Origin of the sequence: Actinoplanes regularis (assembly GCF_900188005.1) — a bacterium.
Taxonomy (GTDB): domain Bacteria; phylum Actinomycetota; class Actinomycetes; order Mycobacteriales; family Micromonosporaceae; genus Actinoplanes; species Actinoplanes regularis.
In genome coordinates this window covers 348,433-369,070 of sequence record NZ_FZNR01000006.1, presented here as the reverse complement: position 1 = coordinate 369,070, position 20,638 = coordinate 348,433, and the positions used below count along the sequence as shown (strand labels likewise).

The window sequence follows — 20,638 nt, the reverse complement described above, 5'->3', positions numbered from 1 at the left end:
CGGTGTCCCCGCCGAACGGCTCGCGCCGGTCGCCGCCCTCATCCCTCGAGGCGGCGACCGGCGCGAGCTTGTTGGGACGAAACGCTGGGTGCTGCTTCGGGGGCCTTGAGGCAGCACCCAGCGTGGCGTATCAGCCCGCGTTCCGCGGCACCAGGGCGAGCGCCCCGGCCGCACCGGACTCCCGGAGTACCACCCGGCCGCCGGATTCGACCAGGAAACGTTCCGGATAATTGATCGAACGCAACACTAGTGCGGCGCCCGAGCGAATATTGACGGGACAGAAAGTGACGTCCTGGTCGAATAGATTCGACCCGTCCCGCCGTTGCAGCTTCAATTCGAAGTTCTGGTGCCGGAGGAAATAGCCTGGAAAGTTTACAGATTCCAGCGAGACGCAACTGGAATTCCCCAGCCCGGTACGCACGGTAAAGCTGGAGTCGGCCCGATCGAGCGAGCTCGAGGACGATCCGATGGCCTCGATCCGGGCGGTGTAGTCCCGGTGCCGGACCCGGTACTCGGCGTTGTCGGCGAGCGTCAGGGCGACGGTGGTGCCAGCACGGAGCGTGACCGCCGGCAGCTTGGTGGCGGTGAAGGTCTTTGCTGGCGGGGGCGTTGTCGTCGATCGATTGTTGAGTTGGGCGGTCGGTGGCGGAGTCGTTGTGGGAGCGCTCCCGAATGAGGACGGACTTGAGCTGGGAATGGGGGCGACGATGACCGTCTCGGCCGGCGCCGGTGGAGGTGGCACGGTGGCGGCCAGGAAGGCGGGTTCGCCTTTCTCGCCGTCACTGCCGAGCCCCGCGGCGGTCACTCCGGCCACTCCGAGGGTGGCGACCGCGACGGCCACCACGGCGGCACGCCGGCGTAGCGGCCCGGACCTGCGATTCCAGCCGCGCAGTTGACCCCAGCGGGGGAAGCCGGGTATCGGCGCGGGTGAGAATGGAGCGGGCTCGCTGGGCCGGATCGGGGGATTGTGAGACCACGGGCGCGGGGAATACGGCGGGATCCAGCCACCGACCCGCAACCCCGGGCGAGAGTCTTCTTCCGGCATGTAAATCGCTTCCTGCTGAACCTGACGCAAACGAACTTAATGAAGCGATAAGGATCTTTGTCGGGCGCCCGCCGGATATCAAGGGTTTCTCTTCAATCGTGTATAAATCTTTTGTCGGCTGTCGCCGAACCGAACCCCGGACGGATGCGTATACCTCACCGGACCATCCGGCGTGGACATGGGGTGCTGGCTGGCCGCAGCGAGGAGACACGCGTGGATAGTCCTGTTGTGCCAGATGCCGAGGAGCCGACCGAGGGTCTTCCGGTCTTCCCGCGCATCTCCGACTACTGGCCCGACGCCCCGCATCGGCTCGGGCCCCCGGCCGACCACTACGAGCTGCCCGGGGTGGACGCCACCCGCACCGGCCCGGCCCTGCACACCCGGCCGGCACCGGGCGGTGACGACGCGGAGACGAGGTGGATCGGGCAGCCGGACGGCCGGATCAAGCGGGACCTCAAACCCGCGCTCTTCCTCGCGACCGTCACCCTGCTGGTCGGTGGCGGCGTCTTCGCCGCCGTCTCCTACGCGCGGTCCGACCGTGGCGATACCGCGACCCTCCCCTTGCCGCCGCTGCCAGCGCCGACCCTGGCCGGCACGACGCCCGGCACCGCGCCGGTCTCGATCGGCACCTCGCCGCCGCCCACCTCGGCAGCCGCGCCGACCACGGCGCCCACCTCGGCGGCGGCCCCCGGCGCCACCGCGCAACCGGCGATCCCGGAGGCCGCCACCTTCGAGCTCGCCGACGGCGTCACCCAGCTGCGGGTGTCGATCGGGGACGTGCCGAACGGGTTCTTCAAGATCGGGGTGGGCGACGACAGCAAGATCACCGCTCGGGCCGCGGTCGACGACGACACGGTCCGGGTGACGGTCACGCCGAACGGGCGGAAGAGCGGCTCGGCCCGGCTCGAGGTCCTGCTCAGCGACGACGTGAAGTGGTCCCTGCGGATGCGCGGCGGCGTGAGCGAGGCCGGGATCGACCTGTCCGGAGGCCGGGTCGGCGGCGTCGACCTGATCGGCGGCGCGGCGACCGTGGACCTGGTCCTGCCCGGCCAGCGCGACGCCATCCCGATCACGGAGCGCGGCGGGATCGGCACCTGGCGGATCGTCACCGACGGCAAGGTGCCGGTGCGCGCGTTCTTCCGCGAGGGCGCAGGCTCGGTCACCCTCTACGGCGACACCCGGGACGGGGTGGACAAGGGCGAGACGCTCCGGTTCGGCGGTGACGCCCTGATCAAGGTCGACTCCGAGGGAGGGGTCGGAGCCCTGACCGTCCAGTCGCGCTGAGGGCGGGGCAGAATCGCGGGGTGACACGTACCCAGGGTGACGCCGTACCGCCGGAGGAATCGTTCTCCCTCGACCATTTCATCGGGCTCTACGAGGCCAAGGATGATCCGTGGGACAACGCGACCAAGTGGAATGACCAGCGTAAATACGCGGTCGCGATGGCCAGCCTGCCGCGTGTGCGGTACCGCCGCTGCTACGAGCCGGGCTGTGCGGTGGGAATGCTCAGCGTGATGCTCGCGGAGCGTTGCGACGAGGTCCTCGCCGTCGACTGTGTCGACGAGGCGGTGGTTCAGGCGCGTGCCGCCACCGCCGGCCTCGCCAACGTACGGGTGGAACGCGCCCTGCTCCCCGCCGAACTCCCGGACGGCACCTTCGACCTCGTCGTCATCGGGGACCTGCTCTACTACCTCTCCGACGACGACCTGCGCCTGATGCTCGACGGCACGCTCGCCCGCCTGGAGGCCGGCGGCGACCTGCTGGCGGTGCACTTCCGGGACCGGCAGAACCCGGGCAACTACGACGGCTTCAACGTCCACGCGCGGCTGGCCGCCCACCCGGGCCTGCAGCCGGTCATCCGCCACGAGGACGAGTGGTTCGTCCTCGACGTCTTCCGCAAGATCGGTTAGTCACCGATCAGCGCACGAACCGGAGCGCGGTCAACCCCTCGACCGCGCTCCGGCCCAGCAGCGCGCCGGTCGTGGCGTCGTGCCAGTGCACCGATCCGGGCGAACCCGTGTACAACCGCTCGCCGTCCCCGCTCAGCCCGAGCCCGAGCAGCGGTTCCGGAACCGGCCAGACCGCCGTGACCGCGCCGGAGTCCCGGTCCAGCACAGTGATCTTGCCGGCCGCACCGGCGATCGTGCGCCGGTCCACGGTGAGCAGCAGGAACGCCGCGGCGTCGAGCGAGATCGGGACCCGCTCGCGCCGCCCGACCGCCAGCGACTCCAGATCCAGGTACGCGAGCAGGCCGCTCGTACTGTCCACCACCGCGGCGCCTCCGGGACCCACCGCGATGGCGTGCCCCCGCGCCGGTCCCTCGCCGAACGGGTGCGGCAGGTCCAGGCAGTAGGCCCAGCGCTCGACCAGGTGCAGCACGTGCACGAACGCGTGCGCATTTCCCGGTCGCCCGGAGAGCAGGTCGCGGGTGTGCTGGTGCCCGGGCTGGTGGGTGTACAGCGTGAGCAGCAGTTTCCGGTCTCCGCTCAGGACCGCCTGCCGGCCGTCGCCGCGCATCGTCTCCTCGGCCCCTCCCGGCACCGGAACCTTGGCCCGGGTGGAGAGCGGGTGCGTCTTCCCGCTGTCGAGGTCGAGCACCCGCACCCGGTAGTGGTCGGGCTTCGCCGCGGGCAGCCACTCCAGCACGAACAGGCCGGTCGCGTCGGAGGTGAAGGCGTCCGGCTCGATCACCCCCGGCAGGTCGTACTCGCGGGACCGCCCGTCCACCACGACCAGCAGCGGGGTGCGGGCGCGGCCGTCCGGGACCGTCGCGGCGGGGGTCCGGCCCAGCGCGCACGCGCGGCCGTCCAGCGACACCGCCCGGGGCAGCCATCCGGCGGTGATGCCGGTGGTCCGCTCCGTCACGCCGGTCCCGGCGACGATCTGCGACAGCACGTTCTCCTGTACGACGGCGAGCCGCGTCCCGTCGTGGCTGAGCGCCGCCGCGGGCCCGTGCGACCGCTCGCCCCGCGGCGTCAACCGCACCAGCCCACGGCTGGTCTCGGCGAGAACCACGTCCCGCATCGGCGCGGCGGGACGGGTGGTCTCCCGGCAACCGCCGAGCGCGAGCCCGGCGCCGGCGAGGACGAGGAAGTCACGGCGAGTCGTCATGCATCGAAGACACCACCGGCCGGGAACCGGTTCCCGGCCGGTGGTGTCCTATGTACGTGGTGGTAGACGAGGCGGACGTGGTGGCTCGTGCGCGCGCGGGGGACCTGGACGCGTACGAGATCCTGGTCGGGCACTGCACCGCGCCCGCGCACCGGGCGGCCGTGCTGCTCGGGGCCGGCGCGGACGCGGACGACGTGGTGCAGGAGGCGTTCGTGAAGGCGTACCGGCAGCTCGGGCGTTACCGGGGCGAGGCCGGGTTCAAGGCGTGGCTGCTCGCCATCGTCGCGAACGAGACCCGCAACCTGGTCCGGTCCCGGCGCAGACGGGACGGGCTGCTGCAACGGTTCGGTGTGCGGGAGGGGCCGGAGCCACAGGAGCCGGATCCGGCCGAGACCGCGGTGGCCGGGGAGCGGCGGCGGTTCCTGCTCGAGCAGTTGCGCGCGCTCGAGGCGCGGGACCGGGACGTGCTGGTCTGCCGCTATCTGCTGGACCTGTCCGAGGCGGAGACCGCGGTGACGCTCGGGCTGCCGCGCGGGACCGTCAAGTCGCGGACCGCGCGGGCGCTCGGCAAGCTGCGGGACCGGATGCCGGTGCGGGAGGTGCCTGGTGTCTGAGCTGGAGTTCGACGACCTCGTCGCGGAGCTTCGCGACCTCGGGCGAGCCTGTGTCGTACCGGAGGCGGCTGATCAGCGTGCCGCGGTCCGTGAGCGCCTCGCGCGCCCCGCGCCCCGCCGCCATCGCGTCCGCTTCTATCTCTCCGCAGTCGTCGCGGCCCTGGTCGTCGCCGTGGTGGCGATCTCGCCGGCCCGGGCCACCGTGGTCGACGCGTTCCGCCGGATCGCCGGGTTCGAGCTGCGGCGCGAGCAGTCGCCCGCGGTGTTGCCGGCCACGCCGAGTCCGATTCCGTCCATCCGGGACGGGGAGCTCGAGGGGGCGAGACGGACGGCGCTCTTCCCGGTGACCGCGCCGGAGGTGCTGGGGTCGCCCGACCGGGTGCTTCTCCTTGATCCGGACCGAAACGGCGCACCACGTGTGGTCTCCCTCGTCTACCGGGGCGGTACGGTGCATTTCGACCAATTCGACGGAACGCTGGAGCCGGCGTTCATGAAGACCGCTCCGAACGCGGAGTGGGTGACTCTCGGCGACGGCGCGGTCTGGCTGTCCACGTCGCACCCGGTCACGTACGTCGGACGAGACGGCGTGGCCCGGACCGAGACCGCCCGCCTCGCCGGGCCCACGTTGATCTGGTCGATCGGGCCCGTCAGCTACCGGCTGGAGGGCTTGCCGACGCTCGAGGAGGCGCTCGTGGTAGCCCGGTCGGTGCGCTGACCTGACGCTGAAAAGGAAAAATGAGAGTTCGTTCCGTGGTCCTGGCCGTCGTCGCCTGTACCGTCCTCACGGCCTGTGCCGACGACGATCCCGCCCCCCGCACCAGCACCCCGGTGCCCGTCTCGTCCGCGCCCGTCGAACAGTTCTACGTGGAGCCGGCCGGGCCGGCCGTCGCCCAGGTGCAGACCTGGGAGGCGCAGGGCCGCCCGGCGGACGCCGCGGCGGTGCGGCGGATCGCCGGCGAGCCCACCGCGGTCTGGTTCGCCGACGCCGATCCCGGCTTCGCCGACAAGGCCCGGCGCCTGGTCGCCGCGGCCGCCGCGGCCGGGCGGACGCCGGTGCTGGTGGCGTACTACGTGCCGGGACGCGACTGCGGGGGACACTCCGGGGGCGGGGCGCCCGACGCGGCGGCCTACCGGGAGTGGATCGCTCAGCTCTCCGGCGCGGTGAGGGGATCGCCGGCGCTGGTCGTGCTGGAGCCGGACGCGGTCACCCACGTACTGCAGGACTGCATGCCGGCCGAGGCCGCCGAGGAGCGCTACCAACTGCTCGGTGCGGCGATCCGGGCGCTCAAGGCGGACCCGGGGGTGCGGGTCTACCTGGACGGCGGGAACCCGGGCTGGGTGAAGGACGTGGACCGGGTGGTGGACGGGCTGCGCCGGGCCGGGATCGCCGACGCCGACGGGTTCAGCCTCAACGTGGCGAACTTCGAGACCACCGACGCGAACATCGGCTACGGGACGGCCATCTCCGACCGGCTCGGCGGCAAGCACTTCGTGATCGACACCAGTCGCAACGGGAACGGGCCGGCCGAGACCGCGGGCTCCGGGGACGGGCACTGGTGCAACCCGCCCGGCCGTGCCCTCGGCCCCGCACCGACGGCGCGGACCGGGCACGACCGGGTGGACGCGTACCTCTGGGTAAAGCGGCCGGGGGAGTCCGACGGGGCCTGCGGTGACGGCGCCCCACCGGCCGGCCAGTGGTGGCCGGAGTACGCCCTGGCCCTCGCCACTAACTGACATGCACCCAGATGGCCGGGGAGGGGACGCCCTTCGTGTCCGTCACGAAGAGCATGTACCAGCCGGAGGGGACCAGCCCGCGCTCCTTCGGGATCCGGACCGTGACGCGGCCAGGGGTGTGGTGCATCTCCAGGGCGATCGAGCGCTGGTCGACGTCGGTCGCGTGGGTGACGGCGGCGGGCCGGACCAGGCGGGCGGTCTGGATCCGGTCCGCGTCCGGTGAGGTGTACGCGACGCTGGTGCCCCGGGCCACCTCGGCCGGTCCGCCCGTGATCGCCGGGCGGCCGCCGTGGAACAGGTACGGCGGGCTGTAGATCTCGATCCGCTCCTCGAACGTCCCCGGATTCTTGCCGCTCCGGTCGTAGATCGGGTCGCTGCCCATGGTCACCACCCGCCCGTCCGGCAGCAGCAGCGCCTCCGAGTGATAGTTGCGGCCGACGGTCGGCGCGGCCAGGGTCCGGAAGGCGTTCCCGGCCGGGTCGTACATCTGCGCGGTGAGCAGGTCGCTGCGCTTGTTCCCGCGGTACGGCCCGCCCCGGTACCCGGTCGAGCCGCCGGTGGTGAAGACCGTGTCGTCGGGCAGCACCACCGCGTTCAGGTATCGGGTCGGCTGCGGCAGGTCCGGCCCGGGCACGTAGACCGGCTTGCGCACGGACAGGTCGGCGATCGCGGTCCGGGCCGTGGAGACCGGGGAGTCGCCGACCGCCCCGCCGCCCAGGATCATCACCCGCTGCCGCTGCGCCGGGGGCAGCAGTACGGACGCGCTGGTCTCGGTCAGGGCGGCGTCCTGCAGCCCGGGCACCGGCTGGAAGCGGTTGTTCCGCAGGTCCCACAGGCCCGGGGTGCGGCCCTCGGTGGCCGAGCCGTACCCGGCGTTCGAACCGGAGAAGAAGAGCCGCTCGTCGCGGGTGACGAAGAGCGCCGGGTAGGTGGGGAAGACCCGGGTCAGCCGGGGCGCGGCCGTCCAGCGGCGGGTGCGGGGGGAGTAGACCTCGTTGCGGCCGGGCAGCATCCGGCCGAACCGGTCCAGGCCGGAGACGGCCAGGACGTTGCCGCTGGGCAGCGGGGCCAGGGTCGGATACCAGCGGGGGTCGGTGAGATTTCCGGTACGGACGTAGCGTTCGGTGCGCGGGTCGAATTCGTACGAGGTGTCGTCCCCGCCGTACTCCTGCTTCTCCCGGGTGATCTTGTCGGCGACGCCGTAGAGGTTGCGGCTGTCGGGGGCGGAGAGGCCCGTGATCCGGTACTGCGCCGGTTTCGTGATCACCTCCGTGTCGCCGGGCATGACCGCGTCCACCCAGACCTCGGCCTCGCCGGCGTGGACCATGGTCTGCCCGGCGTGCTGCATCTTCGTCGCCGCGGGAACGGTCACGTCGGTCCTGGTCGCGTACCGCTTTCCGCCGGGTGCGATGAGCCGGGTGCCCTTCTTGAAGACGCGTGGCCCGCCGTCCGGCGACTCGTTCTTGATCTTCATGACGCCGGCCGCGAACCTGATGTTCTCCGGCAGCACCTCGTACGACTTGGTGCCCCCGGCGATCAGCAGTTTCCCGTCGGCGAGGAACGTGTGCCCGCCACAGAACAGGTCGGTCGGCGTCGGGACCAGCGAGAACTTCTCCGAGGCCGGGTCCCACACGATGGTTTTGAACGTGCCGGCCTCGAAGTTCTGCCGGTTGTTGCCGGACCCGGCGACGATCAGGACCTTGCCGGTGCTGAGCAGGGCGGCGTGGATCGCGTTGATCCGGAAGTCGGCCGGGACCGGCAGGATCGACCAGTGGCCGTACTCCGCCTTGTAGTCGCGGCTGTTGATCTGGAACTGGTGATACCGGTCGGCCGCGAAGACCACGATCGGCCGGTTCGCCGCGAGGACCGCGGCGGCGGCGGGGAGCACGGCCAGACCGCGGAGCAGGCGGCGGGCGAGGGTCGGTTGCGGCTGGCGATTCATGCGTACGTCCTCACGGGTTCACTGGTCCGTTGAGCGGGGATCTGCGCGGCCCCGGTTCTCGGTCGTGGCCGCATCGCCCAGAGCACCGGCGGGGTCAGGCAGAGGGCGAGGTTCAGCGTCGGCCAGAGCCACATCAATCCGTGGGTACGACCGGTGATCACCGCCGTGGCCAGCAGCGCCGCGAAGAAGGCCGCCCAGCTCAGATGGGCGCGGAAGGTGGCCATCCGGTCCGGGCTGGCCTCGTCGCCCTTCGGGGTGACCACGAAACCGGCCCGCTTGCGCAGCACCGTCTGCCGGAACGCGGCCACGTAGACCGGCGCGCAGAGCGTGGAGAGCAGCATCCCGGTCAGTCCGGAAGACCCGGCCTCCTCGTGCGGGCTCACGTTGTGCCGCCGGTTCCACAGGTAGAGGCCGACCTGGAAGAGCGCCGCGTCCACATAGAGCATCGACCACACCTGCTGGGGCACCTGGACGCCGCGGATCCCGAGCACGATGTGCGCGACCGCGGTGGCGCTGCCGAGCAGCCACGAGACCGCGGTCAGCGGGTAGTACGCCATCAGCAGCGCGTAGTGCAGCGTCCGGCGCACGCCGAGCTTGCCGATCCGGCGTGCGAAGCCGGTCAGGCAGACCTCGTCGGTGCCGCGTGACCAGCGGTGCTGCTGGCTGAAGTAGTCGGTCCAGGAGGACGGCCCCTCGCCGACCGCGAGCACGTCCGGGGTGTAGACCGAGCGCCAGCGCCGGTTCGTCGCCGGATTGCGGGCGGCGTGGATCGCCAGGCTGGTCGCCATGTCCTCGGTGATCGAGTCCTGCAACCCGCCGATGCTCTTCAGGGCCTTGATCCGTACGGCGTTGTTGGTGCCGACCAGCATCGGCGTGCCCAGCCGGTTGCCGGCCCGCTGCAGCAGCGAGTGGAAGAGGTACTGCTGCGATTCGGCCCAGCGGGTGACCAGGTTGTCATAGTTGCCGTAGATCTGCGGTCCGACCACGAACGCCACGTCCGGATCGCGGAAGTAGCCGAGCAGCCGGTCGCCGAAGGACGGCAGCGGCACGTGGTCCGGGTCGACCGAGACGAACACGTCGTAGTCGTCGCCGTGCGCGTCCACCCAGGCGTTGTAGTTGCCGTGCTTGGTCTTCGCCTTGAACGCGCCCCGCTCGGTGTTCCACCGGGCGACGCCCCGCCGGCTGAAGTGGTGCGCGCCGACCCGCCCGCACATCGCCTTGACCTGGTCGTCGTCGCCCTCGTCGAGCAGCCACACGTCGGGCCGGCCGTGGATCGCGGTCGCGGCGCGCAGGGTGCCCTCGACCATCTCGATCGGCTCCTTGCCGGGGACGATCGTGGTGAGGAAGGCGACCCGCAGGTCCCGTTCCGGCGGGACCGGCACCGGGTCCCGGGCCCGCAGCGTGGCCAGGCAGAGCGTCACGACGTTGACCAGGCGGAACAGTTCGATCAGGGCGATCGCGCCGACCAGGATCGCGGTCGGGGTGAGCAGCCCACCGGAGAGGTCGGCCGAGGCGAGCAGCCAGCCGAAGAACGTGGCCTCCAGGGTGAACGCGAAGATCGTGATCAGCAGGCTGCGTACCGGGCGGTGACGGGTCAGGCGCTTGAGCCGGACCCGGTAGTCGCCCTCGGGGGCCGGGTCCGGGGGACCGGCGAGGCGGCTGAAGCTGTCATAGTCGTAGGGCATCTTGCTCCCTGAGCAATGTGGACAGATGACCCGGTCGCGCGCAGCACGCATTTACTGATTTTTCATAAATGAACCGGATTTTCCGGGCACAACTGGACCTTAGTCAGAGGTGGCCGGGGCTGGACATCCCCCGTACCCGATCGTGGAGGTGGAGCGGTGATCGTGGACGCGTGCCTGCGTGACGGGCGGGGCGGCAGCCCGACCCTGGTCGTCGAAGACACGCCGATCGCCGATTCGGCACGGGCGCTCGCGCCGGGTGTGGCGGGGGCCTCGCACGCGGCTTTCGTTGCTCTCGGTGATGAAGTTGCCGACGTACGGTTCTTCACCTCGACGGGGGAACTGCCGGCCTGTGGTCATGGGACGGTGGCCGCCCTGATCTGGCTCGCTGATCGGTTCGGCCGGGACGGGGTGTTCACCCTCCGGGTCTCCGGCCGGATGTTCCAGGGCCGGGTGGAGGGGGATCGGGCCTGGTTCCCGCAGGCCCCCGTGGCGTTACGGGAACCGGGAGACGTGTCGGCGGTGCTCGGGGCGCTCGGACTGGATCCGGAACTGCCCGGGGTGCGGGCCGCCTCGACCGGGCGGTGGCGCCTGTTGATCCCGGTGGACTCGCGGGGCCGGCTCGACGCGCTCGAACCGGACCTCGGGGCGCTACGGTCGGCCTGTGACGCGGCGGGGCTGCTCGGATGCTACGTCTACACCCCGCCCGCGACCGGTTCGCGGCCGGCGGCCCGGATGTTCGCGCCGTCGATCGGGGTGCCCGAGGACATCGCGAACGTGAACAGCACGTCGTGTCTGCTCGCGGCCTTGGGCGTACCGGAGATCAGTGTCGACATGGGTGACCGGCTCGGGCATCCCGCCACCGTCCTCGTCCGCCTCTCCGACGGCCGGCTGCAGGCCGGCGGCGCCGCCCGGATCCGCGTCTGACGCCCGTCGCCGCCCTGGTTCTTCTTGTCGGAGGCCCTTCGGATGAGTGCGTGACAGTTGTTGGGCAAACCTTCGAACCGATACGCCCTGTGATCCGTTTGCTTTGTCGAGGCGGCACGAACATGTCCCGCTCCGAACCGACAAGGCGGTGGCGATGCTGATCCTGTTCCTGCTCATCCTGGTCCTGGTCGGCGCCTGCGTGCTCGCGGTGCGTGGGGTCCGCGCCGAGGCGCGCAAGGCTGAAGAACCGCTGCTCGTGCCGGAGTCCTTCTTCGCTCCAGCCAGCCTGGAGGGTGTCCTCTGCGGCCAGTTGATGGACGGAGAAATCACCCGCCGTCAATATCTGCGGTCGATGGAAGGCATCGCCGCCCGCGACGAGGCGCGCCACCCGCTGGTCGTCCCGTGGCACCTCGGTGCCGGCGAGGAGTAACACACCGCAACCAGCCGCCGCAGTCCGGCTGACTTCCGGGCGACTGATGGCGAACAGTTCGGGTGATGGTCGGTTCGTCGTCGGAGGGCGGCGAACCCACGTCCCGCAGCGAGGTGGTCAGGCCGGGTAGGCGGGCGATCGGCACCAGCGCATCGAACATGATCCACTGCGACCGGGATGTGACGCCCTGGCCCCTTCGCGGATCAGGCGGCACCTGCGAAAACAAATTCGCCGGACAGAATCCCTGTAACGAATTCGCTCCACTCCTTGTATGTGAAGTAGAGGTGCGAACTCGTTGGACTCTTGGCGTCTCGGACCAGGATGTGGTCGCCGTGGCTGGTGACCTCGATGCCACCGGGTTCCGCTTGGCGGCTGCTGCGCTGCCAGATCGGCATGGCGCCATGGTCCTTCTGGTCGTCGGTCCGAGACTCGACCAAAGTGAGAGCGGGCCGGACCGGGCTCACGCTCCAGCCTGATTCGGGGTATGCGCCCCACTTATGTGTTTCGATCTTCTTGATCAGATCATCCGCGCGTTGTGTCGGCACCAGGGGGCGAGGAGTCTCGCTGTCGGCCGAGTGCGGGTAGGGCTCTGCGAGTTCGATGGTCCACCCGGATTCGTGAAATTCGCCCCAGGTGTGCCGGCGGATCCGGTCAAGCAATGTCCTCGCGCTGCTTGCAGCCATGTCGAACTCACGCATGGCGGCGAAATTCCTCACAGTCGACCTGCTTTCACGCCGAGCGGAGCACGTATACGCGCATGCTGCCAAGGTATGCAACACATGATGTACGAAGTTGCATGTGGTCGTCAAGTGCGGTAGCTTTGTTCTCGGTGACCGCCCAGGCGGTCGAATCGTCGTGCACCGGCATGGGATCGCCAGAGCTTTCGGGTTCCTGGGCGGCGCCTAGATGGAACGAGTGGGGGTGTGTAGTGCCGACTTTCACGATGCGTATGCCGGGGAAGGACTACGACATCCTCCAGGCCATGTCGCTTCTTACCGGTAAGTCGATGGCGGAACTTGTTAGGGAAGCCATCATCGAGAAGGTCACCAGGTTCGTCGACTCCGACGTCGAGCGGCAGATCGACGAGGATGCGCAGCGGCGTAAGGACGCCCTGCGCCTTGTGAAGGACTCCTTGGGCGACCTGGCCAGCTAGGTAGACCAACTCGAGCCGTCCCAGCGTCACGCTGGGACGGCTTTTCGCGTTTCAGCCCCCGGAAGGCCGGGCGGCTGGCGGCTAACGTACTGCATGTAATACGTGTTGTCACGTGTAACACGTCCTGCTACCGTGGGGTGTCTGATATTGATCCGAGATCCCCTTATCCGCAGAAGGCAGTTTCCGCCATGGAGCCTGTTTCCACAGTAATTTCGATCTTGGCCCTGGCCTCGGCAGGGGCGGCGGCGTATTACACGCGCAAGCAAGCGATAGCTGCGGAGGAGCAGCTGAGAGAGCTCGCCAAGCGACGACACGAGGAAGAGCAGCCGGCCCTCGTGGCCACTGTCGAGCTGTACGGAAACGAGCCTTGGCTCGTCATCACGAATGTCGGCCTCGAGGTCGTGGAGGACATCCAGGCGCAGCTGAAGGCGACCAAGGCCGGGGTCGAGAGCAACTTCAAGGTGCGCGGTCTGCCGGAGACTCAAACCTGGAGCTTGGCGTCACTCGAAGGGTTTCAGAGCGCCCGGACCTCGATCAGTCTGGGGAACGTCGCAGCCGGCCACGTTGCGCTCGTCGTTCTTTCGGCAAGTCGTGAGTCGCAGGAGTGGGAGTGGATCGCAGAAGTGCCTGCTTCTGCTCAGCTGATGTCATGAATCGATAGGCTCTGCACAACTCGTCGAGCTTTACGAGTTCAGGCGCGGGCGGCGAGTTCGGTGCGGGCTTCGGACAGGTCGATGACGTCGGCGTACTTGGCGTTCAGGTCGAAGAGGTTGGCGTCGTGCGGGCCGGCGTCCCGATCGGCGCAGGCGTCCCGCACGACCATCGGCCGGAAGCCGTTCTGCAGGGCGTCCAGCGCCGAGGCCCGGACGCAGCCACTGGTCGAGAAGCCGCCGATGACCAGCGTGTCGATGTGGTGGGAGGCCAGCCAAGCGGCGAGCGAGGTGCCGGCGAAAGCGCTCGCATAGTGTTTCACAACCACGAGTTCGCCGGGTGCGGGGGAGAGCGGCGGGGCGAAACCGGCGAACTCGCTGCCGTCGGCGAAGGCCCTCAGCGCGGGAACCTTCGCGGCGAAGAGCGGCGCCTCGGCGCAGGACGCGTCCGCGAACCGGACCCGGGTCCAGATCACCGGAACGCCCGCCGCGCGAGCCGATTCGGCGAGCGACGACATCGCCTCGACCGCGACTTCGCCGGTACGAAGGTGGAGCGGCGAATCGGGACTCGTGTACGCGACCGCGGGGTCCACGAGCAGCACCGCCGGCCGGCTTCCCCAGCCCAGTCGCCGGGCGAACCCGGCGGTCGCGTAGTCCTCGGCGAGTTCCGCCATCAGATGATCCCGCGGCTGCGCAGGTCGGCCAGTTCGGCGTCGGTGAGGCCGAGGATGCCCTGGTAGACCTCCTGATTGCTGGCGCCGAGCGCGGGGCCGGGCCACTTCACCGAGCCCGGTGTCGCGGAGAGCCGGGGTGCCACGTTCTGCATCTTCAGTGGGCCCAGCTCCGGGTGATCGACCGTCACCACCGCCTCGCGGGCCTGCACGTGCGGGTCCGCGATGATGTCCTCCGCGGTGTAGATGCCACCGGCGGGCACGCCCGCCTCGTGCAGCAGGGCGAGGAGTTTCGCCGAGGGCACGGTGGCCGTCCACTCGCTGATCAGCTGATCCAGTTCGGTCTGGTGCTCGCCGCGGGCGCCGTGTGTCGCATACCGCGGGTCGTCGGCGAGGCCGGGACGGCCCATCGCGTCGGTGAGGCGGCGGAAGACCGTGTCCTGGTTCGCGGCGATCAGCACGTCCGAGCCGTCGGCGCTGGGGTAGACGTTGCTCGGGGCGACGTTCGGCAGGATCGGGCCGGTGCGCTCCCGGCGGTAACCGGCGACGCTCCACTCCGGGATCAGCGACTCCATCATGGCCAGCACCGCCTCGTAGATCGCCGAGTCGACGACCTGGCCGCGACCGGTGCGCTCGCGGGCGTGCAGGGCGGCGAGGGTGCCGAAGGCGGCGTACGTCGCCGCGAGCGAGTCGCCGATCGAGATCCCGCTGCGGGACGGCGGCCGGTCGGCCTCCCCGGTGACGTGTCGCAGGCCGCCCATCGCCTCGCCGATCGAGCCGAAGCCGGCGCGGGGCGCGTACGGCCCGGTCTGACCGTAACCGGTCACCCGCACCAGGATCAGCCGTGGATTGATCTTCGAGAGCTCCTCGTACGACAGACCCCAGCGCTCCAGGGTGCCGGGGCGGAAGTTCTCGAGCAGCACGTCGGCGTGCGCGACGAGCCGGCGCGCCAGTTCCTGCCCCTCGGGCGACCGCAGGTTGCAGGTGACCGACTTCTTGTTCCGGGCCACCACCGGCCACCACAGCGACTGGCCGTGCGGCTTCTCCCGGCCCCACTGGCGCATCGGGTCGCCGCGACCCGGATCCTCCAGTTTGATCACTTCGGCGCCGAAGTCACCGAGGAGCTGGCCGCAGAACGGGCCGGCGAGCAGGGTTCCGGTTTCCAGGACGCGAAGGTCGGCGAGCGGCGCGGTCATGACAGGACCCTATCTTCGTGAAACGATGTTTCGCTAGATGGAACAGGGGGTGTCGCGTGGAGATCGTCGAGGTCGGTCCCCGGGACGGGTTGCAGAACGAGAAGCGGGTGCTGCCGACGGCCGTCAAGGTCGAGTACGTGCGCCGGGCGATCGGCGCCGGGCTGCGGCGGATCGAGGTGGCCGCCTTCGCGCGGCCCGATCGGGTGCCGCAGATGGCCGACGCCGAGGACGTGCTGCGCGCGGTGCCGCGGTCGTCCGCCGTACGCTATGTCGCTCTTGTTATGAATGAACGTGGTCTGGAGCGGGCCCTGGCGCTGGGCGACGCCCGGCCCGATGAGATCAACTATGTCGTCGTCGCCAGTGACGAGTTCTCCCGGCGCAACCAGGGCGTCACGACGATGGAGTCGCTCGCGGCGTTTCGCGCCGTCGCGCAGCGGGCCCGCGACGCCGGATTCTTCGTGACCCTGACCGTCGCCGCGGCCTTCGGGTGCCCGTTCACCGGCGAAGTCCCGGTCTCGCGGGTGCGGCAGATCGTCCAGCAGTCCGGTCCGCTCGACGAGCTCTGCCTCGCCGACACCATCGGGGTCGGTGTCCCGGTGCAGGTCGCGGAGCTGGCCGCCGCCGTGCGCGGAGTCGCCCCGCTCCGGGCGCACTTCCACAACACGCGAAACACCGGCTATGCGAACGCGATGGCCGCGGTGGACGCCGGTTTCGTCGCGCTGGACAGCAGCCTCGGCGGCATCGGTGGCTGCCCGTTCGCCCCGGCCGCCACCGGCAACGTCGCCACCGAGGACCTCGCCTACCTGCTCAACCGTTCCGGCCTGAAGACCGGCGTCGCCGTTCCGGCCGCGGCTGAGGCCGGTGCCTGGATCGGTGCCGAGCTGGGTCTCGAGGCTGTTGCGGCGCAGCTCGGCCGCGCCGGCGACTTCCCCGCTGTGGCGAACTGACTCTTGCGTCGAGAATGGAAACGGTGTTTCCATTCTGGCATGTTGCGGCCTGGTGGGGCGGATCTGACGATCGCCGGCGGGATTCGGGAGTTCGGGCGGGCCACCCCCGACGTGATCGCGGTGCGCGACGGCGACCGCGAGCTCACCTACGCAGCGCTCGACGAGCGGTCGTCCCGGGTGGCCTGCGGCCTGCTGGCGCTCGGCCTCCGGCACGGCGACCGCGTCGCGCTGCTCTGCGGCAACCGCCTGGAGTACCCGGAGATCGCGGCCGGCATCGCCAAGGCCGGCCTGGTCCTGGTCCCGGTCAACCCGCGCCTGACCAGCCCGGAGGTCGAGTTCATCCTCCAGCACTCCGGCGCGCGCGCATTGCTGGCGGACGAGGCGCTCCTCGGCGCGGTCCCGGACGTACCCATCAAAAAGATCTTCATCGGTCCCTCCTATGAGACCTGGATCGGCGTCGCGAAGAGCGAGGACCCGTGGATCCCGGTCGACGAGCGGGAACCGTTCTGCATCGCCTACACCGCGGGCACCACCGGCGACCCGAAAGGTGTGCTGATCTCGCACCGGTCCCGCTGCCTGACGTTCTACGCCGCGGCGCTGGAGTGGGGTCTCGGGCCGGGCCGGCGCACGATCGCGGTCGCGCCGATGTATCACGGCGCCGGATTCGCCTTCGCGTACGCGGCCGTCCACTGCGGCGGCACGGTCAGCATGCTGCGCTCGTTCGACCCGCACCGGCTGCTCGACATGATCGATCGGGACGGCGCGCAGTCGGTCTTCCTGGTTCCCACCCACGCCCAGCTGATCCGCGCCGCATCACCCGCGGTGAAGAAGCTGAAGACCCTCGACACGCTCTACTTCAACGCCGCGGCCCTGCCCAAGGTGCTCAAGGAGTGGGTGTTCGAGGCGTTCCCCGGCGTCGGGGTGCACGAGCTGTACGGCTCCACCGAGGCCGGCGTGGTCACCAACCTGCGGCCCCCGGACGCCCGGCGCAAGGCCGGCTCGGTCGGGCACCCGTGGTTCGCCACCGAGGTCCGGGTCGTCGGCGGCGACGGGCGGCCGGTCGGGCCGGGCGAGCCGGGGGAGCTGTACAGCCGCTCGCCGTACCTGATGAACGGCTACCACGAGAACCCGGCGGCGACCGCGGCCTGCACCACCCCGGACGGCTTCCTCACCTCCGGCGACATCGTGATCCGCGACGAGGAGGGCTTCATCTCCATCGTGGACCGGATCAAGGACGTGATCATCACGGGCGGGGTGAACGTGTACCCGCGCGACGTCGAGGAGGTTCTGCTCACCCATCCGTCCGTGACCGAGTGCGCGGTGGTCGGCGAGCCCGACGACCGCTGGGGTGAACGGGTCGTCGCCTACCTGGTCGGCCGGGCACCCCTGGAGCCCGGCGTACTCGACGCGTTCCTGCGCGAACGGCTGGCCGGCTTCAAGGTCCCCAAGCAGTACCGAGCCGTCCCGGCGCTGCCCCGCAACGCCGCCGGCAAGATCCTGAAACGCGAGCTGAGGAGTACGCCGTGAGGGCACACGTGGAACTGATCCACGAGGACGACTACATCTTCCACGCCGGCGAGCTGCCGTACGGTGAGGGAAAGATCTTGGAACGGCGGCTCTCCACCGACGAGGAGGACGGCTCCTCGTCGCTGTCGCTGCACGCCACCGCGGACTGGGGCCGCGGCGCCGGCATCCCGCACGCCGACACCGAGTTCTACGTGGTCGAGGGATCGCTGATCTACGGCGGACAGGAGCTCGGCCCCGGCGGATACGTCCAGATCCCCAAGGGCGCGCCGATGGACTGGATCAGGATCCGTGAGGGCTCCCGCGTCCTGCACTGGCGTGAGTACGGCGACGCCGGCTTCGACCCGCTCACGACGGTCAAGGAGACGGACGCGGAAGGTGACGTCGCCGTGGTCGACGCCGAGAAGCTGGAATGGGTGGCCGCGCCGACCGTCGGCCCGCTCACCCCGCTCTACATCAAGCTGTTGCACCGGGACCCGAAGACCGGCTTCTACACCCGGCTGATCCGGGCGCCGCAGGGCTGGACCGACCACCGGCTCGCGCATCACCCCTGCTACGAGGAGTTCTACACGCTCAGCGGGCGGATGGCGTACAACTTCGGCGACATCGACGAGGGCACCTACTGCTTCCGGCCGGCCGGGGTGAAGCACGGCCACTTCGTCGCCGAGACCGAGATCGACTGGATCATCCGCTCCGACGGCGAGCTGATCAACTGGTACACCACCGACGAGTGGGTCAAGTGGGGCGGTCACGCGGAGAACTACCCGCACGAGCACGCCCCGGTGATCTCCTCGCTGCCGGTGCGCTCCCGCTCCCGCGGCGAGTGGTCCGGCGACGGCATGTGAGAAGCCCGGGGAGCGGGCCGGTCCAGCAGCCCGGCCCGCTCGCGACCACCGCCCGGGTGTGACCGGTTCCGCTGGATCGAAGCGTCGGCCACACAGCGGAGAAGCTGAACGCGTGATTAGCTTCAACCATGATCGGCGACTCCATCGACCCGGCCCGGCTGCAGGACGTCCTCGACGGACGGTGGGCCCACATCCGGCAAGCGGTGCGCGACGAGCTCGGCAAGGCCGGCTTCGCCGCGGTCCACGGCGAGACGACGGACCAGGCGCGGGACCGGATCTCCCGCATGATCAGGCAGATTCCCACCGACATCGGCGTCGCGGCGGCGTTCCCCCGGGCGTACGGCGGATCCGACGATCCGGGCGCGTCGGTGGTGGCGGCCGAGATGCTCGCGTACGCGGACCTGTCCCTGATGGTGAAGGCCGGCGTGCAGTGGGGCCTGTTCGGCGGCGCCGTGGTCGCGCTCGGCACCGAGCGGCACCACGAGGCGTACCTGCGAGGCATCATCTCCGCCGAGATCATGGGCTGCTTCGCGATGACCGAGACCGGGCATGGCTCGGACGTGCAGAAACTGCGAACCACCTGCACGTACGACCCGGAATCCGGAACCTTCGACCTGCACACCCCGCACCAGGCGGCCCGCAAGGACTACATCGGCAACGCGGCGCGCGACGGCCGGATGGCGGTGGTCTTCGCCCAGCTGATCACCGGCGGCCGCGGTCGCGGCGTGCACGCCTGGCTGGTGCCGATCCGGGACGCCGACGGCAACCCGATGCCGGGTGTCACGCTCGGCGACGCGGGGCACAAGGCCGGCCTGCTCGGCGTCGACAACGGCCGGATCAGCTTCGACCACGTGACCGTGCCCCGGGACATGCTGCTCGACCGGTACGGCCAGGTCGCCGCGGACGGCACGTACTCCAGCCCGATCGAGAACGACACCCGGCGCTTCTTCACCATGCTCGGCACCCTGGTCCGCGGCCGGGTCACGGTCGGTGGCGCGGCGTCGGCGGCCACCCGGGCGGCGCTGACCATCGCGGTCCGTTACGGCGACAACCGCCGCCAGTTCGGCGTTCCCGGTGACGAGCGTGAGGTGCTGCTCAACGACTACCTCGCGCACCAGCGCAAACTTCTGCCGGCGCTGGCCACGGCCTACGCGTACGCCTTCGCCCAGGAGGAGCTGGTCGGCACCCTCACCGACGTGCAGAGCGGCGCCGGGCCGGTCGACGAGCACCGGCAGCGGGAACTGGAGTCCCGCGCCGCCGGCCTGAAGGCCGCGCAGACCTGGCACGCCACCCACACCATCCAGATGTGCCGGGAGGCCTGCGGCGGGGCCGGCTACCTGTCGGAGAACCGGCTGCCCGCGTTGAAGGCCGACACCGACGTGTTCACCACGTTCGAGGGCGACAACACGGTGCTGCTCCAACTGGTCGCGAAGGGCCTGCTCACCGGTTATCGGGACGCGTTCGGCTCGCTCGACGGCTGGGGCCGGGCGACGTTCGTGGCCGAGCAGGTCCGCGAGATGGTCCTGGAGCGCACGGCGGCCCGGAGCCTGATCCAGCGGCTGGTCAGCGCGGTCCCCGGCCGGGACGAGGAGGTCGCGGTCACCGACCGGGGCTGGCACCTGACCATGTTCGAGGACCGGGAGAAGCACGTGCTGGAGGGCGCCATCCTGCGCCTGCGTAACGGCGCCGCCAGCAAGAAGGACCGGCCCTTCGACATCTTCAACGACGTCCAGGACCACGTCCTGAAGACCGCGACCGCCCACATCGACCGGATCACCCTGGAGGCATTCGTCGCCGGCGTCGAGCGGGCCACCGACCCGGGAGCGAGGGCGCTGCTCGACCGGGTCTGCGACCTGTACGCACTGACCGTCATCGAGGCGGACCGGGGCTGGTTCCTGGAGCACGGCCGGCTGACCCCGGCCCGGTCCAAGGCGATCACCGCGGTCATCAACGACCTGCTGAAGGAGCTGCGCCCGCACCTGCGGACGCTGGTGGACGCGTTCGCGATCCCGGACGAGTGGCTGAACGCCGCGATCCTGCGCGAGGAGCCGGGCCGCCAGGAGGCGATGGCCGACGAGGACGCGCGGCTGACGACCGGCTGACCAAGCCCTGGCCCTGAACAGTAGAGACACTGTTCAGGGCCAGGGCTTGCGAAGGTCAACCGATC

At 70.3% G+C, this 20,638-nt stretch carries 20 protein-coding genes; 13 read left to right on the top strand and 7 right to left on the bottom strand.

The features are described 5' to 3' along the window. Nucleotides 1–130 precede the first annotated feature (130 nt). The gene (locus tag CHC09_RS19250) at nucleotides 131–844 is read right to left on the bottom strand and encodes an AbfB domain-containing protein (protein ID WP_179277173.1); all 714 of its coding nucleotides are present in this window, start codon (nucleotides 842–844) and stop codon (nucleotides 131–133) included. Nucleotides 845–1,258: 414 nt separating this feature from the next. On the opposite strand from CHC09_RS19250, the gene CHC09_RS19245 reads away from it, so the two are divergent. Both CHC09_RS19245 and CHC09_RS19240 read left to right on the top strand, forming a co-directional pair. Continuing rightward, on the top strand, nucleotides 1,259–2,329 hold the full coding sequence (locus CHC09_RS19245; protein WP_143232423.1) for a hypothetical protein: 1,071 nt from the start codon (nucleotides 1,259–1,261) through the stop codon (nucleotides 2,327–2,329). A gap of 20 nt (nucleotides 2,330–2,349) precedes the next feature. Next, nucleotides 2,350–2,955 carry a class I SAM-dependent methyltransferase gene (locus CHC09_RS19240; protein WP_089294511.1) on the top strand — a complete coding sequence of 202 codons (606 nt, stop codon included), beginning with the start codon at nucleotides 2,350–2,352 and terminating at the stop codon, nucleotides 2,953–2,955. 7 nt (nucleotides 2,956–2,962) lie between these two features. Here CHC09_RS19240 and CHC09_RS19235 read toward each other — a convergent pair whose 3' ends face one another. Then, a complete protein-coding gene (locus CHC09_RS19235) occupies nucleotides 2,963–4,156 on the bottom strand; it encodes a hypothetical protein (RefSeq protein WP_089294510.1) in 1,194 nt (397 codons plus the stop codon). Nucleotides 4,157–4,206: 50 nt separating this feature from the next. Between CHC09_RS19235 and CHC09_RS19230 the strand changes: the two genes are divergently transcribed. From CHC09_RS19230 to CHC09_RS19220, 3 genes are read left to right on the top strand one after another with little or no spacing between them, the layout of a single operon-like run. After that, the gene (locus tag CHC09_RS19230) at nucleotides 4,207–4,770 is read left to right on the top strand and encodes an RNA polymerase sigma factor (RefSeq protein WP_089294509.1); all 564 of its coding nucleotides are present in this window, start codon (nucleotides 4,207–4,209) and stop codon (nucleotides 4,768–4,770) included. Beyond that, a complete protein-coding gene (locus CHC09_RS19225) occupies nucleotides 4,763–5,485 on the top strand; it encodes a hypothetical protein (RefSeq protein WP_239138713.1) in 723 nt (240 codons plus the stop codon). The genes CHC09_RS19230 and CHC09_RS19225 overlap by 8 nt, the downstream gene beginning before the upstream one ends. A gap of 20 nt (nucleotides 5,486–5,505) precedes the next feature. Next, a complete protein-coding gene (locus tag CHC09_RS19220) occupies nucleotides 5,506–6,504 on the top strand; it encodes a glycoside hydrolase family 6 protein (protein ID WP_089294508.1) in 999 nt (332 codons plus the stop codon). Here CHC09_RS19220 and glxA read toward each other — a convergent pair. Both glxA and CHC09_RS19210 read right to left on the bottom strand, forming a co-directional pair. Further along, nucleotides 6,497–8,446 (bottom strand): radical copper oxidase GlxA, encoded by a 1,950-nt coding sequence (gene glxA, locus CHC09_RS19215; protein ID WP_089294507.1) that lies wholly within the window; start codon nucleotides 8,444–8,446, stop codon nucleotides 6,497–6,499. The two genes, CHC09_RS19220 and glxA, sit on opposite strands and share 8 nt — an antisense overlap. Beyond that, nucleotides 8,443–10,131 (bottom strand): glycosyltransferase family 2 protein, encoded by a 1,689-nt coding sequence (locus tag CHC09_RS19210; protein WP_089294506.1) that lies wholly within the window; start codon nucleotides 10,129–10,131, stop codon nucleotides 8,443–8,445. Before CHC09_RS19210 ends, glxA begins: the two co-directional genes overlap by 4 nt. A 156-nt stretch (nucleotides 10,132–10,287) precedes the next feature. On the opposite strand from CHC09_RS19210, the gene CHC09_RS19205 reads away from it, so the two are divergent. Beyond that, complete coding sequence (locus CHC09_RS19205) at nucleotides 10,288–11,055, top strand: PhzF family phenazine biosynthesis protein (protein ID WP_089294505.1); 768 nt, start codon at nucleotides 10,288–10,290, stop codon at nucleotides 11,053–11,055. A 154-nt stretch (nucleotides 11,056–11,209) separates the two neighbouring features. Then, a complete protein-coding gene (locus tag CHC09_RS19200; RefSeq protein WP_089294590.1) occupies nucleotides 11,210–11,485 on the top strand; it encodes a hypothetical protein in 276 nt (91 codons plus the stop codon). Between the two features lie 203 nt (nucleotides 11,486–11,688). Here the strand turns inward: CHC09_RS19200 and CHC09_RS19195 are convergent, their stop codons facing one another. Further along, nucleotides 11,689–12,183, bottom strand: coding sequence for a DUF397 domain-containing protein (locus CHC09_RS19195; protein ID WP_089294504.1), 495 nt, complete (start codon nucleotides 12,181–12,183; stop codon nucleotides 11,689–11,691). A gap of 245 nt (nucleotides 12,184–12,428) precedes the next feature. On the opposite strand from CHC09_RS19195, the gene CHC09_RS19190 reads away from it, so the two are divergent. Further along, nucleotides 12,429–12,638, top strand: coding sequence for a hypothetical protein (locus tag CHC09_RS19190; protein WP_143232422.1), 210 nt, complete (start codon nucleotides 12,429–12,431; stop codon nucleotides 12,636–12,638). A gap of 188 nt (nucleotides 12,639–12,826) precedes the next feature. Next, a complete protein-coding gene (locus tag CHC09_RS19185) occupies nucleotides 12,827–13,291 on the top strand; it encodes a hypothetical protein (RefSeq protein ID WP_089294502.1) in 465 nt (154 codons plus the stop codon). 38 nt (nucleotides 13,292–13,329) lie between these two features. On the opposite strand, the gene CHC09_RS19180 is transcribed toward CHC09_RS19185, so the two are convergent. Then, nucleotides 13,330–13,962, bottom strand: a complete 633-nt coding sequence (locus CHC09_RS19180; RefSeq protein WP_089294501.1) for an isochorismatase family protein — start codon at nucleotides 13,960–13,962, stop codon at nucleotides 13,330–13,332. Then, the gene (locus CHC09_RS19175) at nucleotides 13,962–15,155 is read right to left on the bottom strand and encodes a CaiB/BaiF CoA transferase family protein (protein WP_089294500.1); all 1,194 of its coding nucleotides are present in this window, start codon (nucleotides 15,153–15,155) and stop codon (nucleotides 13,962–13,964) included. Before CHC09_RS19175 ends, CHC09_RS19180 begins: the two co-directional genes overlap by 1 nt. A gap of 56 nt (nucleotides 15,156–15,211) precedes the next feature. Here CHC09_RS19175 and CHC09_RS19170 point away from each other — a divergent pair, with 56 nt between their 5' ends. From CHC09_RS19170 to CHC09_RS19155, 4 genes are all read left to right on the top strand, one after another. Continuing rightward, nucleotides 15,212–16,102: a hydroxymethylglutaryl-CoA lyase gene (locus CHC09_RS19170; protein ID WP_089294499.1), complete on the top strand. Its 891-nt coding sequence runs from the start codon at nucleotides 15,212–15,214 to the stop codon at nucleotides 16,100–16,102. Nucleotides 16,103–16,141: 39 nt separating this feature from the next. Further along, nucleotides 16,142–17,629 (top strand): class I adenylate-forming enzyme family protein, encoded by a 1,488-nt coding sequence (locus tag CHC09_RS19165; RefSeq protein ID WP_089294498.1) that lies wholly within the window; start codon nucleotides 16,142–16,144, stop codon nucleotides 17,627–17,629. After that, complete coding sequence (locus tag CHC09_RS19160; RefSeq protein ID WP_089294497.1) at nucleotides 17,626–18,471, top strand: DUF4437 domain-containing protein; 846 nt, start codon at nucleotides 17,626–17,628, stop codon at nucleotides 18,469–18,471. The genes CHC09_RS19165 and CHC09_RS19160 overlap by 4 nt, the downstream gene beginning before the upstream one ends. Nucleotides 18,472–18,599: 128 nt before the next feature. After that, nucleotides 18,600–20,573 carry an acyl-CoA dehydrogenase family protein gene (locus tag CHC09_RS19155; RefSeq protein ID WP_089294496.1) on the top strand — a complete coding sequence of 658 codons (1,974 nt, stop codon included), beginning with the start codon at nucleotides 18,600–18,602 and terminating at the stop codon, nucleotides 20,571–20,573. Nucleotides 20,574–20,638 lie beyond the last annotated feature (65 nt).